The sequence below is a fragment of the Niastella caeni genome (assembly GCF_004834005.1).
GTDB lineage: Bacteria > Bacteroidota > Bacteroidia > Chitinophagales > Chitinophagaceae > Niastella > Niastella caeni.
This window is the reverse complement of record NZ_STFF01000005.1, coordinates 403,897-419,804: the sequence shown is the minus strand read 5'-3', so window position 1 is coordinate 419,804 and position 15,908 is coordinate 403,897. Positions and strand designations below refer to the sequence as shown.

At 43.5% G+C, this 15,908-nt stretch carries 14 protein-coding genes; 7 read left to right on the top strand and 7 right to left on the bottom strand.

The genetic code is table 11. From position 1 onward, the window contains the following. Window positions 1-107 precede the first annotated feature (107 nt). Window positions 108-1,034 (bottom strand): YihY/virulence factor BrkB family protein, encoded by a 927-nt coding sequence (locus FAM09_RS19465; RefSeq protein WP_136578805.1) that lies wholly within the window; start codon window positions 1,032-1,034, stop codon window positions 108-110. A 185-nt stretch (window positions 1,035-1,219) separates the two neighbouring features. Between FAM09_RS19465 and FAM09_RS19460 the strand changes: the two genes are divergently transcribed. After that, complete coding sequence (locus FAM09_RS19460) at window positions 1,220-1,366, top strand: lmo0937 family membrane protein (RefSeq protein WP_136578804.1); 147 nt, start codon at window positions 1,220-1,222, stop codon at window positions 1,364-1,366. Window positions 1,367-1,509: 143 nt separating this feature from the next. On the opposite strand, the gene FAM09_RS19455 is transcribed toward FAM09_RS19460, so the two are convergent. Beyond that, entirely contained in the window at window positions 1,510-1,854 is a 345-nt protein-coding gene (locus FAM09_RS19455) for a hypothetical protein (RefSeq protein WP_136578803.1), read from the bottom strand. 212 nt (window positions 1,855-2,066) lie between these two features. Then, entirely contained in the window at window positions 2,067-2,534 is a 468-nt protein-coding gene (locus FAM09_RS19450) for a ferritin-like domain-containing protein (protein ID WP_136578802.1), read from the bottom strand. Between the two features lie 413 nt (window positions 2,535-2,947). Here FAM09_RS19450 and FAM09_RS19445 point away from each other — a divergent pair, with 413 nt between their 5' ends. After that, complete coding sequence (locus tag FAM09_RS19445) at window positions 2,948-3,208, top strand: DUF6496 domain-containing protein (protein WP_136578801.1); 261 nt, start codon at window positions 2,948-2,950, stop codon at window positions 3,206-3,208. Window positions 3,209-4,248: 1,040 nt separating this feature from the next. On the opposite strand, the gene FAM09_RS19435 is transcribed toward FAM09_RS19445, so the two are convergent. The 3 genes from FAM09_RS19435 to FAM09_RS19425 all read right to left on the bottom strand — a co-directional run bounded on the left by FAM09_RS19435 (window position 4,249) and on the right by FAM09_RS19425 (window position 6,584). Then, window positions 4,249-5,334, bottom strand: a complete 1,086-nt coding sequence (locus tag FAM09_RS19435) for a DNA topoisomerase IB (RefSeq protein ID WP_136578800.1) — start codon at window positions 5,332-5,334, stop codon at window positions 4,249-4,251. After that, on the bottom strand, window positions 5,309-5,806 hold the full coding sequence (locus FAM09_RS19430; protein ID WP_136578799.1) for a low affinity iron permease family protein: 498 nt from the start codon (window positions 5,804-5,806) through the stop codon (window positions 5,309-5,311). Before FAM09_RS19430 ends, FAM09_RS19435 begins: the two co-directional genes overlap by 26 nt. 202 nt (window positions 5,807-6,008) lie before the next feature. Then, entirely contained in the window at window positions 6,009-6,584 is a 576-nt protein-coding gene (locus tag FAM09_RS19425; RefSeq protein WP_136578798.1) for a YciE/YciF ferroxidase family protein, read from the bottom strand. Between the two features lie 223 nt (window positions 6,585-6,807). Here FAM09_RS19425 and FAM09_RS19420 point away from each other — a divergent pair, with 223 nt between their 5' ends. Continuing rightward, on the top strand, window positions 6,808-7,320 hold the full coding sequence (locus FAM09_RS19420) for a pyridoxamine 5'-phosphate oxidase family protein (RefSeq protein WP_136578797.1): 513 nt from the start codon (window positions 6,808-6,810) through the stop codon (window positions 7,318-7,320). 153 nt (window positions 7,321-7,473) lie between these two features. Here FAM09_RS19420 and FAM09_RS19415 read toward each other — a convergent pair whose 3' ends face one another. After that, entirely contained in the window at window positions 7,474-8,502 is a 1,029-nt protein-coding gene (locus tag FAM09_RS19415; RefSeq protein WP_166437204.1) for a helix-turn-helix domain-containing protein, read from the bottom strand. A gap of 528 nt (window positions 8,503-9,030) precedes the next feature. On the opposite strand from FAM09_RS19415, the gene FAM09_RS19410 reads away from it, so the two are divergent. From FAM09_RS19410 to FAM09_RS19395, 4 genes are all read left to right on the top strand, one after another. Then, window positions 9,031-11,520 (top strand): T9SS type A sorting domain-containing protein, encoded by a 2,490-nt coding sequence (locus FAM09_RS19410; protein WP_136578795.1) that lies wholly within the window; start codon window positions 9,031-9,033, stop codon window positions 11,518-11,520. A gap of 269 nt (window positions 11,521-11,789) precedes the next feature. Further along, complete coding sequence (locus FAM09_RS19405) at window positions 11,790-12,971, top strand: glycoside hydrolase family 5 protein (protein ID WP_136578794.1); 1,182 nt, start codon at window positions 11,790-11,792, stop codon at window positions 12,969-12,971. A gap of 1,187 nt (window positions 12,972-14,158) precedes the next feature. Then, a complete protein-coding gene (locus FAM09_RS19400) occupies window positions 14,159-14,833 on the top strand; it encodes a hypothetical protein (RefSeq protein WP_136578793.1) in 675 nt (224 codons plus the stop codon). Window positions 14,834-14,846: 13 nt separating this feature from the next. Further along, entirely contained in the window at window positions 14,847-15,842 is a 996-nt protein-coding gene (locus FAM09_RS19395) for a hypothetical protein (RefSeq protein WP_136578792.1), read from the top strand. Window positions 15,843-15,908: the final 66 nt, after the last annotated feature.

Below are 15,908 nucleotides of genomic sequence, written 5' to 3'. Positions count from 1 at the left end.
AATGTATACAGAACATTCAATAAATACCTATGCCATTACAAGGTTCAAATACAATCCAAAGAAGTGGAATTTAACAATGGGAGAATGATGTAGAAAAAAATTCCCAGTCATATTTTTGACTCGCCTATTTCCTTCGCTTCGTGCTTAATGATAAAAACAGCGGTCTCGGTAGGCTTTATGCCTGCTCCATGGTGTATAGAATATATCTTGGTGAACTCGGCGCCAAAGAACAAGATCAGGGAAGAATAGTATACCCACACCAGTATCACTATTATTGAACCGGCAGCGCCATAGGTTAAGCCCACATTAGATTTTCCGATATATAAGCTTATCAGGAATTTACCCAGCATAAATAGCAGGGCAGTGAACCCGGCCCCAATGATCGCGTCTTTCCATTTGATGGTGGCATCGGGCAATACTTTAAAGATGATGGCAAACAGGGCCGTGATCACCGCAAAGATCAATACCCAGTTCAGAATATAAAACACAACTATTGTAACACTTTGAAAATAGTACTGCAGTTTTTCATTTAACAATTCCATAACTGCATTAATAATAAGCGACACCAATAAAATAAACCCACAACTAATAACCAGGGAAAAAGATATGAGGCGATTAGTGATAAATTTCAGCCAGCCTTTTTTGGGCTTTGCGCGTATTGACCAGATATAATTGATAGAACCCTGAATTTCGGTGAATACCCCGGTTGCGCCTAAGATCAACAGCACCACGCCTATGATGGCCGCAGTAACCGATTGCTGGCTTTGCTGAAGGTTAGCGATAATATTTTGTATTTGTATGGCGGCGGCGCTCCCGACTAACAATTTTATCTGGTCGTACAATTTTCCCTCAACGGCCTCACGGCCCAGGAAGATGCCGGCAAATGAAATAATAACGATCAGGGTTGGGCCCAATGCAAAAATGGTATAATAAGACAAGGAAGCGCTGAGCTTTATACAATTGTCGTCTAAGAACTCAGAAACTGATTGTTTAAAGATTTTCCAGGTATTTGCCATTATTTTAAAAATGATCATATCACATGCCATTAAAAAGAACGTTCCCGTTATTGCCACTATAGAATAATGGTTTTGTAATGAGTAAAAGCTTCTACAACTTCCTTGCTTATTAATAGCAAATCTTTCTCAACGGGACGCTTTTAGCTCGTGGCAGGTAATTTTTATTAGTTAATACATATTACGCAACCTAAAAATTGTTCACCATGAGAAGTATACTTTATCTTGTTGCAGTGATCTTAGTGATAGGCTGGCTATTAGGTTTCTTTGTATATAGTGCAGGTGGGTTAATACATATCTTAATTGTATTGGCCGTAATTTCGTTAATTCTTGGCTTGATGCGCAGCACTTAGTTTTATCCTTCATATAGTAAGTCTCAATCAGGCAACAGAATATATATATTCTGTTGCTTTTTTATGTAGCATATAAGCAAAATAAAAAGCTGCAGGAGACCCGCAGCTTTTATTTGATATCCGATATATAATGGAAATATTGCCTAGTTGATCATGAGTTTTTCGCTTCGGGATTCTACATCCAGTATAAACTTATAAACGAACGGGTCGGCTAAATTTCCACAGCCATCTATTAAAGTTCCTTTTACCCCATCAGCTGTTTCTATTACGTACAATACCGCGCTATCGAGTGGATCGGAAAAACCTTCAAACCGGAATGAGGTAACTACCTTTACTTCACCGGGACCGTAGAGTTTCCGGGTACTTGATGATTCCAGCCCCTCACCCGTAGCGATAAAATCTTCTTTGTAGCCATCGTCTACGACCTTGCTTAAACAGGAAACCATGCTTTGGATATATGGAGTAGAACTATTATACTCTGTCCTCATAGCTCTTTTTTATTCTTGTATAATAAAATTGTTTGCCAGCACTTTATGGCCTGCTTTTATGCAAAGAGTGTATTTATTTCCCCACTTACATGCTGTTATTCATTTATATAATCAACAATTCAACAGTTATACCTAAAACGAACAGGCCAGGTAAACGAAATTACCCGACCTGTTTTTGCTCTACAGTACTAAAGCCACTATTATAAATTAATTTACTTTGTTATTTCATGCATATCCCTGTATTTTTTGATCATATCATGCGCATTCTTCAACGAAGCCTTTTGGCTTACTATTAACTGCCTTACATCTGTAGGCAATGGAGCATCGGATGTCAATGCATCTTCATAGGCTCGTTGGGCGGCATCTTCACCATATTCGCAGGAGGCCAGTAATGAATGCCGGTCTTTACCGGTAAACATATCCTTTACACTCATCCATGCCCTGTATATTTTACCAGACACAGTGGTACCGGAAGCCGGTTCTCCCCCCAGTCGGCCCACCTGCGATGTTAATTCAATCGCATTCTGGCGACTGTCATCTGCCAGGCGGTCGAAGATGGTACGCAGATCAACGTCTACAATTTTGGTATCTTCTGCAGCCCTTGTGTAACCTGCAGTACGATCGTTATTGATTCTTATAAGATCGTTCAATACCTCGATCACTTCATTATTCTGTTTCATATTCTCACATTTTTAGTTCGCTAATCGTTAAAGTTTTTTATACAACGTGGTTCATTAAACGCATTTTTGATACTGCCGGCTGCAAGCTCCATGCTGCATTCGCAAGGCGCACACACACTGCAGCAGCAGACAGAAAGGTTAACGAAATAGGTTCGATGGAAACATACGCCTCTTTACACCAAACATTACGTCAGCATAAAACGACACTATAGTTATTAAAAAATTATTCCCATCTGTTTCACAGGCAATTATGGCAAAAATGCAATTTGAATGGGAAACCACTTCTACACTTTACCCGTTATCAATTGATACAAACAACAATATGTAACGCATTACAAAAACGATTGCCCTGTGGCATGGGAATTTGCATTTTTTATAAGGTATAATTATTCAGCAATTTTAAAATTATAGTTATGGCCAGGTATTCAAAAAAAGCACAGAAGACAGTAGAAAGCGCTATGCGTCGTAAGAAAAAAGGTACGTTGCGCAGCGGAAGAAGCGGCAGGAAAGTTACCAGTCGCGATCAGGCAATTGCAATCGGATTATCAGAAGCCAGGAAAAAAGGCGCTAAAGTGCCTGCTCCCAAAAAGAAGAAAAGCGCGAAGAAGAATGTTGGAAGGAAAAAGGCCGCAAGGAAAACAGCGTCCAGAAGGAGAGCGACTTCGAAGAAATAGAACTGCAAGCGGTAAGCTGCAAGCGGTAAGTGGTAAGTGGTAAGCGGTAAGCGGTAAGCGGTAAGCTGCAAGCCGCAAGCTGTAAGCTGCAAGCTGTAAGCTGCAAGCTGTAAGCTGCAAGCTGTAAGCTGCAAGCTGTAAGCTGCAAGCTGTAAGCTGCAAGCTGTAAGCTGCAAGCTGTAAGCTGCAAGCTGTAAGCTGCAAGCTGTAAGCGGTAAGCGGTAAGCCGCAAGCTGCAAGCTGCAAGCTGCAAGCCGCAAGCCGCAAGCTGCAAGCAAAAGACAGCTGTGCGATACACCTTTCACCATTGATCACTCACCATTCACCACTGACAATTCACCATCACCACTAACCACTAACCACTGACCACCCACCATTGACCATTGACCTTTCACCACTGACCACTAACCACTCACCGCTCTCCACTGACCATTCACCACTGACAATTCACCATCACCACTAACCACTAACCACTAACCACTGACCACCCACCATTGACCATTGACCTTTCACCACTGACCACTAACCACTCACCGCTCTCCACTGACCACTCACCATTGACCATTCACCACTCTCCATTCACAACTCACCACTAACCATTGACCATTGACAACACTGACAATTCACCACTCTCCATTCACCACAAAAAAAGTCCGGAAGAAATTGTACCCATATGAGTGCAATTATTTTCCGGACTTCATCTTTCAATAAGCCATACCGGCTTTAATTATCCACCGCAAATCTTTGTGCGCGACACCGGGCCCTTCCTACTATTTCCATTCTACCCATTTCCCCCAGCGTTCACGCTTACGCTATAAAAAAACAAAACCCGATGTAGAAACATCGGGAGTCCTTGGTTAAGGCCTGATTTGTAGCGTAAGTTTATAATGAGTTTAAATATTCAAGTTCTTGCTACCGGTTTACCACTTTCCCGTCTATGCTTTTTCCGCGGCCGGTTACATATATATTTTTATAAAAACTATGCCTAAAATTTTAAACGGGAACAAATTGCATGTGTAGAAAATAGTTCCCATTCTTTGCTAGCTTTTGTGGAATGACTGTAGAATTTTCATCAAAATCTGTTCATCTGCATGCAAACCGGTTTTGTCATCGGGCTTTTCCAACTCGTCCAGTCCTTCCAGGTATTTTTTCAGGCTATTCTCCTCGTATAAAGCTATCAGCCCCGGGTGTACGTAATATTTTTTACAAATAGTGCGTGTATTGCCCAGCTTTAGGCTCACTTCGTCTAATGCTGCCACTAGGTTCTTTTTATTTTCTGCAGCCGTAACCGCTTCGCCCATAGCGCGTAACGATCGTAAAAGGTTAAGCGAACCCGCCCAGGTCCTGAAATCCTTTGAAGTAAAGTCCATCCCCGTAACGTCCCTGATATAACTGTTTATCATACCGGAATCAATGGGGTGCGGGTTTCCTTCTGCATCATAATACTGAAACAATTCTTTCCCTGGTATTTCGCGGCAATTCTGCACAATGCGGGCAAGCCGTTTACTTTTGAGCGTTATATCGTGGCTCACTCCCTTTTTCCCTTTAAAAGAAAACCTGATCTTATCCCCGCTGATGTCTACATGCTTATCTTTCAGGGTTGTTAAACCATGTGAACCGTTTTGTCTTTCATACTCACCGCTGCCCACCCTGATGTATGTACGCTCCATTAAGCTAACGACCGTAGCAAGCACTTTGGAAGCCGATAATTCTTTTTGATTAAGATCAACTTCTAACCGGCTTCGCAGTGCCGGTAATGCTTTCCCAAATTCAAATAACCGGTGAAATTTTGTTTCATTGCGTAGCATGGACCACAGCGGGTGATAGCGGTATTGCTTACGTTTACGCATATCTAAGCCAGTTGCCTGTATATGCCCGTTCGGCAAAGCGCATATCCATACCCTCGTCCAGGAAGGCGGAATGGCCAGGCTACGGATCCGTTGTATAATTTCTTTTTTGTTCAGCGGCCTGCCTTCATACATGTACGTATAACCCCGGCCTTTTTTATGGCGAACGATGCCCGGCTGGGTGTCTGTCACGTATACCAGATCGGCCAGGGAAGCGGCTTTGGCGTAATCCCTGTAAATTTTCAGGAATTGCCTATGCGTGACTTTTGCCAGTTGCACGTTTACCTTCCGTTTTACTTAGCTTTTTATAATTATGCACATTCTCGGCTTCATTTAATGAGTGCGAACTGCTTACATCATTTTCCTTCTCTGCGAGATCGGCCAGCTTTATATAAAATTTTTTGATCTTCGCCAGGTCTTCTTCAGTCAGGTCTTCTATATCAACCAGCCGGTTGCTTGCCCGCTCGTCGGAGGCTATCAATTCATTCAGCTTTAGCTGAATGGCCGTGGTATCTTTATTTTGCGACTGCTGAATAATAAACACCATCAGGAAAGTAATGATCGTTGTTCCGGTATTAATAACGAGTTGCCAGGTATCTGAATACCCGAATACCGGCCCGGTTACAGCCCAAATTATAACTACGACAAGTGCAGTGATAAAAGCTTTTGGCGAACCGGTTACCTTCGTTATCTTATTCGACATTTTCTGGAACAGGATGGAGCCCCTGTTCTTTTTATTTTTCGCTCGCATAGCTTTAATTTTTAGCAGGAATAGCAGGAATGGGTGCACCCGTACTAAAAAGGTAATGGATGGGCAAAAAAAAGTCAGGCCAGGAATGGCCCGACACCAGTAGACCTTAAAAAACCCCTAAATCTATAACCAGAACTAAAAAAGTTGTACCAGCCTATGTATTTGAGGTAACTTCTTACTGTTTTTAATGAGTTATTAATATCTAATTACCTTCGCCTTCATGCCCTTCTTCACTGGCCCCCTGCTGATTTATGTTGCCTTCGGCAATTTCGGTCAGTAATTCATCCGTATCCTTTTCTTCCTGTAAGATCTCGGCAAGCACATCGGCAACATCGGTATCACCGATGGTTTTAGCCAATTGTACCAAACTACCGTAAGTAGCAATTTCATAGTGTTCCACCTTTTGTGCAGCCATAATAAGGGCCACATCGCGGGTGGATGTTCCTTCTTCTGTGTCTTCTATAACTGTGTGGGCTTCTTTAACCAGTCCCTCCATCGCTTCGCATTTCTTGGCTTTGGCAGTTTCCCCCAGCATTTTGAATACTTCTTCCAACCTGGTCACCTGTTCTTCCGTAACTGCCTGGTGATCGCCCAGGGCTTCGGCCAGTTCGTCGGAAGTAGCCGCTTTTTGCATTTTGGGTAACTCCTTCACAAGAACCTTTTCTGCCCAATAAATATCCTGTAACTGCTCAACAAAGAATTTTTTCAGCAATGACTGGTTATCTTCTTTTCTATTTGATGTTTTCTTACTACTACTGCTACTGCTTTTATTTTTCATAGCGCCTTGATTTTTTGCACTTCTTCCTGATCTTTCCATAACGCAATGTTTTGTGGTGAAAAAAAGATTGTACAGATATAGTAAAAAACAAATGCCACGGTAATAGCCAGTCAGGCTAAGCATGTGTAGAAAAAACTCTACGGGAAAGGAGAAGGAAACTTCGCATACGGTACATTATGCTACTGGTATTCGTTTTGAATTTTACTTAACCTAAAACACACATATGAGACCTGCTGACAGTATACCGTTCTTACAGGACAAAATACAGGGAATAGGCAGTGCGTTGTTTTATAACTTAGGAGGAGGCGTGTTAAAATTCCCAACAACTATCGTTTCTATTATAAAAGTTGATGAACTGGCTAATATCTGGTTCTTCACCAACCGGCCCGAACAACAACTACAGGAGTTTGACCGGCAGTTTCCGGTTCACATGCAGTTTTACCGCAAGGGTAAAGGTTATTACCTGCAAATAACCGGTAAGGCTTATATTATAACCGATCCCGAAGAATTAAATGGCCTGATAGGTTTATCTGATGAAATTAAAGAAAAGGCCTTTAAAGAAATGGTGTTGGTAAAGGTTAAGATCGGCAGCGCCAGATATTATATTAATCAACCCCGGTTTACTTATAAACATAACTTCATGGGATTGCTGAACCGGTTCTATACCTGGTTGTTCAAAGAGCCCGCCCGGCAAGAGCCTTATGTTTTTCAACCCCTGGCACGTTTAGGATTCTAAAAAAAGAAACCCTACAAAGCACGTAGCTTCGCAGGGTTTTTACTGCACGCCGACTTAGGGGACAAAGGTTAATTAGTTAATGTGCTAATGGAATACAGCCTAAAGCTACAAGGCTAAAGCTGTAAGCGAAAAGAAATACAGCCTTGATCCTGGTTAACTTGTAACCTCCAGCTGCTTCTTCTTAATTTTAATACTGCCGGGTGAACAGCCATGGTGTTTCTTGAATATTTCAATAAAATGGCTCACCTTTTCATAACCCATTAGTTCTGCTATTTCGTTTACAGAAAGGGGTTTCTGTAACAGTAACGTTCTGGCTAATTCCATTTTCTTATTCAGGTAGTACTCATAAATGCTTTTGCCATAAATAAGCTTGAAATACCGCTTTAGTGTAGATTCGCTCAGGGCCACTGTTTTGGCAATAATGCCCATACGAGGCGGCATTTTTTGCAAATACGACATTAAAATAGCTTCGGCTTCCTTTACCTTTTCATAATAGAGGTCAATGTTGCCCGAAGTTTTATCAGTTTCCACCCGCGAAACTGCGGTCATGAAATCCGTTATCAAATCGGTGGCGAAGGAAAACAGGTCGCCAGCGGTTGCTTTCTTGTCTGCCAAACTCTCCATCAGCTTTGCAGCCAACTGATTTGCTTTTGTAGAACAGGGCTCTATCAATACCTGCAAACCATTATCGTCCATAACACCATCATTAAAATACTGGGCAATGTGCACAAATCCTGGCTGCTGTTTAAGCCAGTAGGCCGATATGCTGAACTCGATCAACTGCACCGGCTGGTGCGGGTGTAATTGCAACCCGGCATTCACAGCGTCGGGCACCAGCGCAAATCGACGCTCACGTACTTTATTAAATTGCTGATGCTGGTTAATACTTTTTAAATCGATCGATTCAGGTGAATTAACACACAGCAAACTAAAACCGTTATTGGCAATATAAACGGGCAAAGCTTCTTTAAGCAATTCAACCGGCTTCTGTAGGTATAGATCCCATACCCGCATGTACAGCCCGGCATCCAGATGCCATTTCTTGATTTGTCCATGTCCCATTTCTCCCGAAAACCTGATCAGGGTATTGCTCTCTTCCAATTCACCACCGGTTTCAAGCGCCAGTTCTTTAAAATCATCCTCCTGATCGATCTTACCTACACGAATTGAATAGCTTTTCATTACACAATTGGGTTTGATTATGGTTACAAAGGTTTTTGACATAATGCTACTAACTGCAAATCAGGTATTATTACCAATGATCATATATAGTATACACCTGAACCATCGGGATGAACCCTTATAAATAACGGCATTTGTCCATTTGAGCAGAAACATTGATTATCGGTAAGCATTTCCCCTTACCAGCAGGGCTATGATAGATCGATTTTGACATTTATCAATTAATATATTATATAACCCATAAGACTAAGTGTTTCCTGACCCGATACCGGTATTCTTTGAATGAAAAGGGGTAAAAGAAACACAAGGGCCAGTATACCTTTACATCAGCAACATCGATCGATCCGGAACACTACTCCAATATTTACAGAAAAGCCAACCGGCCACTTTCGCTTTTACAATTCCAATATTGCTTAGCTCCATTAATCAACTCATCAATGCTAACCTAACAATGCATATGTATTTACCGGCAATGGCTGGTGCATAGGCCATGGGAGTTATTACTGTTAACCACAAAAACTATTACAAGTGAAACCAAACATTTTCACCCTATTGATTATTGCCTTTTCCCTACCCTTCTCTTCTACCATCCAAGCACAAAATACGCAGGTAACTGCTCAAATCTCATCCGCCTGGTATAACCTGGCAGTTAAGAACATACAACAATTGCAAGAACAAATAAATAGTACGCGCTCGTATGATAACGCTACCAACATGCCCGGTAGCCCGGCAACCAATTACTCGTTAAGTAAAACACCGGAGTGGAGCACCTCTGCCGATGGCCTGGTTAGCGGTTTAACTACCGAACAATTGCATTCCTCCTTATATGGATATGCTGTAACCGGTTTAGGGGATGTGAACGGAGATGGTTATGGTGATGCCGCTATCAGCGCGCCGGCCTTAACAAATATTTTCAGTGGCAGCGGTTCGCTGGCCAGTGTTGGAGCCGTGTTTGTATTTTATGGTTCACCCGCCGGATTGTCAACAATGCCGGCCAAAACCCTGCAACCCAATACTGCGGTAGCAGGTGCACTGTTCGGCCATAGTGTAGATGCAGGTGATGTTACCGGCGATGGCATCAATGATATTATTGTAGGCGCCCCGCTCGATTCATATACCACCACCGCATCGGGTGTGTTGGGCGCTACTTCCGTTACGTTAAAAGCAGGAAAAGTATACGTATATCCCGGTGGCAGTTCGGCCAATGCCAACCCAACTGATTTCATTGAAATAAAATTACAGGGCACGGGTTTTTTCAGTGCGGGCATTGCCGGCGTGTTGGCAAGCAATATAACGGTGAATGCCCTTTTTGGTTTTTCTGTGGCCGCTACCGATGACCTGAATGGAGATGGCAGATCCGACATCATTGTTGGCTCGCCCGCTTACCTTGGCACCAGCTTATCAGCCGTGCAGAATGGCGCCGCCTTTGTTTATTATTCCAATAACCTAACTACCGCTTCTCCTGAGCAGCTACAAACCCCAACTGCCGGTTTATTGGGCTTGCCATCGTTCCCTTCACTTGGGCATAGCGGTTTATTATTTGGATTTAGCGTTGATGGCGTGGGCGACTATAATGGAGATGGGTTTGCCGACGTGGTAGCCGGCGCTCCCGCCGGTGTTGACCTGTCGTCGCTGGGTGGTTTATTAACCGGTGAGGTTTTAAGCGGAACCGCATACGTTTATTACGGAACCGGTTCAGGTATTACCAACACCATTGGCACAACGCTGAAACCAACCGGTGGCAGCTTGTTATCAAACGCCGCCAATTTGTTTGGCTATAAGGTGAAAGGCATAAAGGGATTGAGTGGCGCCCGCAACGGCAATATCGCTGTTGGCGCACCAACCGGTGGCTTATTGCCCAATGCCCTCAGCTTAACCATACAAAGCGGCAACGCACATATTTTTAAGAAGAAAACCAGTTCGCCTGCCGGCGCAGTAACCAGCGATCAGGTGCTGGAATCGCCGCGCTCCACCCCTTTACTGTCGGTGTTGAATACCCTCAACCTGAATGTGCTGTTTGGCGCCGCCATAGATAATGCTTACGATGTGAATTGCGATGGCAACACCGACCTGGTTATTGGAGAACCGTTATCATCTGGCGCCACATTGGCCCAACTGCAGGCAAACGCAGTAGGTGGTGCAGTATATGTTTACCTGGGCAATGCAGGCGGTACATATGCCAACACACCGGTTTATACTGCTTCGGCCGATCATGGCAATGAATTCCTCTCGGTAAATGCGGTTTCGCTGTTTGGGTTTAGTGTGGCCGGCGTTGCAGAAACGCGTGGTTTAGGTTCATCACCCCGCATTTTAGCCGGCTCGCCTTCGGCGGCGCTTGATTTCAACAACAGCCTGCTGAACCTTGGCAGCACGCTGGGCTTGTTGTTCGATTTCGTGGCGGGAGACAATGGACCGGGAAAAGCGTTTTTATTCAATCCTCAACTGTGCATCGGCAGCGCGCCGCTACCGGTAACGCTGGTAGAATTTAAAGGCCAGGAAAAGAACACTACTATCAACCTGCACTGGAAAACCAGCCACGAAGAAAACCTGAACCGGTTTGAAATAGAAAGAAGCCGTGACGGTGTTCACTTCGAAACCATCGGCATGGTATTTCCCTGGGAAGACGCCAACCACATTGACTACGCCTTTTCCGACAAAAGCGCCACCGCCGGTATTAATTATTACCGGTTAAAAATGATCGATCATAATACCACTTACAAGTATTCGAACCTACTAACGTTCTTCCTTGAAACGCCAGGCGTTCATGTAGCAATTGCACCCAACCCGATTATCGACAAGATCTGTGTGCAATTAAAAGGATTACCCGAAAACACTTACCGAATAGAGTTACATAACGTAACGGGGCAAAAGTTTGTAGAAAAATCTATACACATTACCCGATACAGACAAACAGAATACCTTATGCGGACTGTCTCAATGACACCGGGAATTTATTATCTAACAGTATTTGAAAAAAATAATAAAAGAGTTGCTTCTAAGAGGGTTATCGTTCTCTAGTTTAACAGGTACAGAAAAAGCCACCTTCGCGGTGGCTTTTTTATTTGTTATCAATCATACCGCACCGGTTACCTGCAATATTAATTTGGGAACCAACAGTATCAGTGATCAATAACCGCACTGGTTCTGACTGTTTGGCAACCGCCAAAAACACGGCAATTTTATTTGTAAAATAATCGTTTAGGAAACAGTTTGGTACGTTTAATGCTGGATAAGACTTCCATTAATTGTAGCGGAATTTTTTTCTCACTTTAAAATCCTTGGAGTTTATGACAATGAACAAAGGCCTGAACCGCCGGACATTCCTGAGAAATGTTGGGCTGGCCGCTGTGGCGGAAATAGTAGGATGCACTAAAGTATTACCAGAGATCGCAGCGATCAATTTGAAAAACTCACCTGTAAAAAACAAATTACCCAAATGGAAAGGGTTTAACATCGCAGATTACTTTCAACCCGATCCCTGGTATGTAGGCGGTAACACGCCGGAAGAATTCTTCAGATGGGTGGCCGACTGGGGATTTGATTTCATTCGAATACCGGTTGCTTACCCCACTTATCTGAACATTACCCCTCAACAGAAGTACATTACTGCCGACGATGTATACAAAATCGATGAGAACAAGGTGAACCAGATTGAGAAAACCATTTACCTGGCGCAGAAGTATAACCTGCATGTGAGCCTGAATTTGCACCGCGCGCCCGGCTATTGCATCAGCACCGGTTACCACGAGCCTTATAATTTGTGGACGGAGAAAAAAGCGCAGGACGCATTTGTGCATCACTGGAGCTTTTGGGCAAAACGGTTCAAAAACATTTCATACCGGAAGATCAGCTTCGACCTGTTGAATGAACCTGCTTACCGCGATAATGTTAACGATACCTCGTCAAAGACCACTGCCGTTCCAGGCACACTCTATCGCACATTAGCGCTGGCAGCCACTACGGCTATTCGTAAAGAGAACCCGGCCTCTTATGTAATTGCCGATGGTAATAATGGCGGGTCGGATATTGTTCCCGAACTGGTTGATTTGAACATTGGACAAAGCTGCCGCGGTTATTATCCCTTTGAGATCTCGCATTACAAAGCGCCCTGGGTTTATCCCGACCCGGCATACCAGCCAACACCATTGTGGCCCGGTACTGTAGGAGGCCGCTATTTCAGTCGCGCCATGCTTGAAGAATATTACAAACCCTGGTTGAACCTGGTAAAACAAGGTGTAGGCGTGCATTGCGGCGAATGCGGTTGCGTGAAAGATACTCCACACAATGTATTCCTGGCCTGGTTTGGCGATGTGCTGGATATTCTCACCACAAACGGAATTGGTTTCGCCTTGTGGGAACTGAAAGGTGACTTCGGCATTTTGAACTCAAACCGCGCCGATGTGCAATACCAGGATTGGTACGGCTACAAGCTCGATAAAAAATTGCTCACAATGCTGCAAAGCAAATAAGATAGTTCTGCTCAATTTGTGTGAAGAAGGGGGAAGCCCCGATTAAGTAAGAACCTGAAACAATCTGCACCGGGACTGACCCAAAAGGTTAGTCCCATTTTTTTGCCATCTAGTTATCTCAACATGAAAAAGCGGCTTTTTTTACAGCACGCTTTATTTTCCAATAGCGCCCTGAAATTATTTTTGACCGCTTACTTGCTTAGGTGCAAAACTGACTTAACCAGGTCGATGGAACCACGATGCAACTTTATATCCCAGGGTCATCCTAAGGTTATCCTGGGGTCATCCTAGGGTTAAAACCCTAGGATGACCCTGAGATCAGCTTAAGATAACCTTAAGATAAGAGGTATCAACGAGGTGCTTTTAAGGTTGATCTACGGCAACCTCTTTCCGGCCCTCCCAGGTAATAAACTACCCACTTACCCATAGATTATCAACCACTTACCCGGTTATTCTCGCTTTTAGCCGCCTTTTTTACCGATCATCACACATACTTTACCGGTTGGCAAACAAAAGTTGCCGTTCATGTCGGATGTTCTAAACGAAATGTTAACACCCCTATACCTTTGACTTGTAATTAAACAGGAGATACTTCTCCAACTAACATGAACCACTACTTAGAGTTTCTCTTCGCCCGCTTCCGCCAACGGGTTAAACCACCAGCAATCAGATTTTAATTCCTCGTAAAAAGATTCACTGAGTAATCTATACTCAGGCATTTACACATATGCGGCAGTTCGCCGCGTACAGTTATTCCCATGCTCAATGTTTACAACGATGAAAATTAAATGTTGGATCGGTCCACTGATAGCTGTAATAATTTTATTTACGCTGCGACATAAGATGTATGAACTACGATATGAGCAACAACAGTCAGTTATACCCGCAGTAGAGATCAGGAAGTCAGAGATAGGTCCTCCTATGGCCGGAACCCTTATAATCAGGGACACACTGCCCTTCTGAATTACTTTCAGTTAAGCTAACAAGGCAGAATTGCAAATGGCATAACAGATACAACTGTTATGAGTGACCGTACTATGCGGGCATTCGTGAACAATGACATTTAATTGTCTTATCAGGTGATTCCCTCACCGGATGAGCTATACATACTATTGCCCCTCCTCATGTGGCTTATAGCTGCAGGCGAAGAGGGGAAGGGGAATGTTTTAACACTTAAAAAAACAACTATGGCCAACTTAGGAAAGAAAATTTTGTCGGCTTTCGTGGAGGTAAGCGACGACAAAAAGCAGGAAGAAGATAAGCAGGCTGAAGAAAAAGACCGTGCGCCGGCCTCAACGGCAACGCAAAGCTTTCAGCAGGCGAATCCATCACCCACCTTCACCAACACAACTGCTCATAACAGTTATGCATCACCGGTAAACAGCAAGTTCAAAGATTACTTTGAAAAGCTGTTCAAAGAAGCCAACATGCCGGGACCCGATTACTTCGAGTTCAGTAAAATGATCGAAGTAATGCAGGCTGTTCCCGATGAACAGGTACGCTACACTACCGCTTTTGCAGGGTTGAGCGTGCAAGGCCTCGACAAACAAAAATTATTGTCGAGCGCTACGCAATACCTGCAGTTACTGGAAACGGATGCGAAGAACTTTCACAGTTCAGTAGATGCCGCCTTACAGGAAAAAGTGCATGAGAAGAAAAAGCTGATGGAAGAAAAAGACAACCGCATTCAACAGTTAACGCAGGAAATAAGTGCGTTGCAAAACGAATTACTGAACCTGCAAAGCGAAATAAAAGAGAATGAAGCAAAGATAGAGGCCAATACGGGCGGATATAAAAATGAGAGTGAGGCCATGAAGAACCGTATTGCCTGGGATATGGAAAAAATTAAACGATACATATAAAAACATCACAAAAATGATTAACCCGATCCAAAAAACAAAAACACCCGGCTGGTTCTCGGAGCCAAAGAACCTGGCCACTACCATAATAGGCATCTCCTTATTTGCCGGCCTGGCGTATGGCTTTTTAACGTACGTATTGCCGTGGCTGGTAACCGTAACCTGGAACCTGGTGAACCTGGTAATTGGCGGTGTGATCCTTGGCTTTTTGCTGATGATCGTAACCAATAAAAAATTCTGGCGGGCCTTAAAATACCTCTCAGAATTTATTGCCAACTACACCATTGGTATTGCCATTGAATTGAACCCGTTCAATATACTGCAAGCCAAAATTGAGCAAGGTTATAAGGATAGAAATACATTGTACCAACAGGCCGCCAAATTAAAAGGCAAGCAAAGCGAACTGGTAGACAAACTGACCGATAAAGAAAAAGAGTTGCAGTTGAACATACAAAAAGTAAAGATCCTGCAAACTGAACAAGGCAAGAACAGTCGACAGGTTGATCTGTATGCCAACAATGTTTTGCGTTGCCGGGAATACATCGACAATGTAACCCCCATAGTGGGCGACCTGAACAAGCTGATAAAATTTGCCGATGCAGCCTATGAAGAGAGCGGTATTATGCTGGAAGATGCTAAGCTGGACCTGGAAGCTAAAAAAGACCTGTACTATTCGGTAACAACCGGTTTATCGGCCGTAACAAGCGCCATGAAAGCGTTCAAGGGCGATGATGAACTGAACCAGGATGCCGAGAAAGCCCTGGCCATCCTGAAAGTACAGATCGGTGAAAAGATCGGCCATATTAAATCGGCCATAGACGTCACCTCTCGCTTCATGGATGATAAGGTGTTGGAAGATAAAGCCAAATCGGCCCAGGCCATAGAACTGATCAACCAGTTTGATATGCAAAGCGATTTCAACTATACGCAAAATGCGTTGGATAAGAATAGTGATAACGGAAAGTTGAAAGGCATTTCTACACCAGACAGATATCGTGGGTTGTTAGATTAACCGTTTCACGGCATCTGATACCTTATGAAAACAAAACAAACAATTTAAACAACTATAAAAATTAAA

What these genes read in the sequence shown, in the direction of transcription:
- FAM09_RS19465 (WP_136578805.1), bottom strand. Translation starts at nt 1,034, where the DNA reads ATGATCATTTTTAAAATAATGGCAAATACCTGGAAAATCTTTAAACAA.
- FAM09_RS19460 (WP_136578804.1), top strand. Translation starts at nt 1,220, where the DNA reads ATGAGAAGTATACTTTATCTTGTTGCAGTGATCTTAGTGATAGGCTGG.
- FAM09_RS19455 (WP_136578803.1), bottom strand. Translation starts at nt 1,854, where the DNA reads ATGAGGACAGAGTATAATAGTTCTACTCCATATATCCAAAGCATGGTT.
- FAM09_RS19450 (WP_136578802.1), bottom strand. Translation starts at nt 2,534, where the DNA reads ATGAAACAGAATAATGAAGTGATCGAGGTATTGAACGATCTTATAAGA.
- FAM09_RS19445 (WP_136578801.1), top strand. Translation starts at nt 2,948, where the DNA reads ATGGCCAGGTATTCAAAAAAAGCACAGAAGACAGTAGAAAGCGCTATG.
- FAM09_RS19430 (WP_136578799.1), bottom strand. Translation starts at nt 5,806, where the DNA reads ATGCGAGCGAAAAATAAAAAGAACAGGGGCTCCATCCTGTTCCAGAAA.
- FAM09_RS19425 (WP_136578798.1), bottom strand. Translation starts at nt 6,584, where the DNA reads ATGAAAAATAAAAGCAGTAGCAGTAGTAGTAAGAAAACATCAAATAGA.
- FAM09_RS19420 (WP_136578797.1), top strand. Translation starts at nt 6,808, where the DNA reads ATGAGACCTGCTGACAGTATACCGTTCTTACAGGACAAAATACAGGGA.
- FAM09_RS19415 (WP_166437204.1), bottom strand. Translation starts at nt 8,502, where the DNA reads ATGAAAAGCTATTCAATTCGTGTAGGTAAGATCGATCAGGAGGATGAT.
- FAM09_RS19405 (WP_136578794.1), top strand. Translation starts at nt 11,790, where the DNA reads ATGACAATGAACAAAGGCCTGAACCGCCGGACATTCCTGAGAAATGTT.
- FAM09_RS19400 (WP_136578793.1), top strand. Translation starts at nt 14,159, where the DNA reads ATGGCCAACTTAGGAAAGAAAATTTTGTCGGCTTTCGTGGAGGTAAGC.
- FAM09_RS19395 (WP_136578792.1), top strand. Translation starts at nt 14,847, where the DNA reads ATGATTAACCCGATCCAAAAAACAAAAACACCCGGCTGGTTCTCGGAG.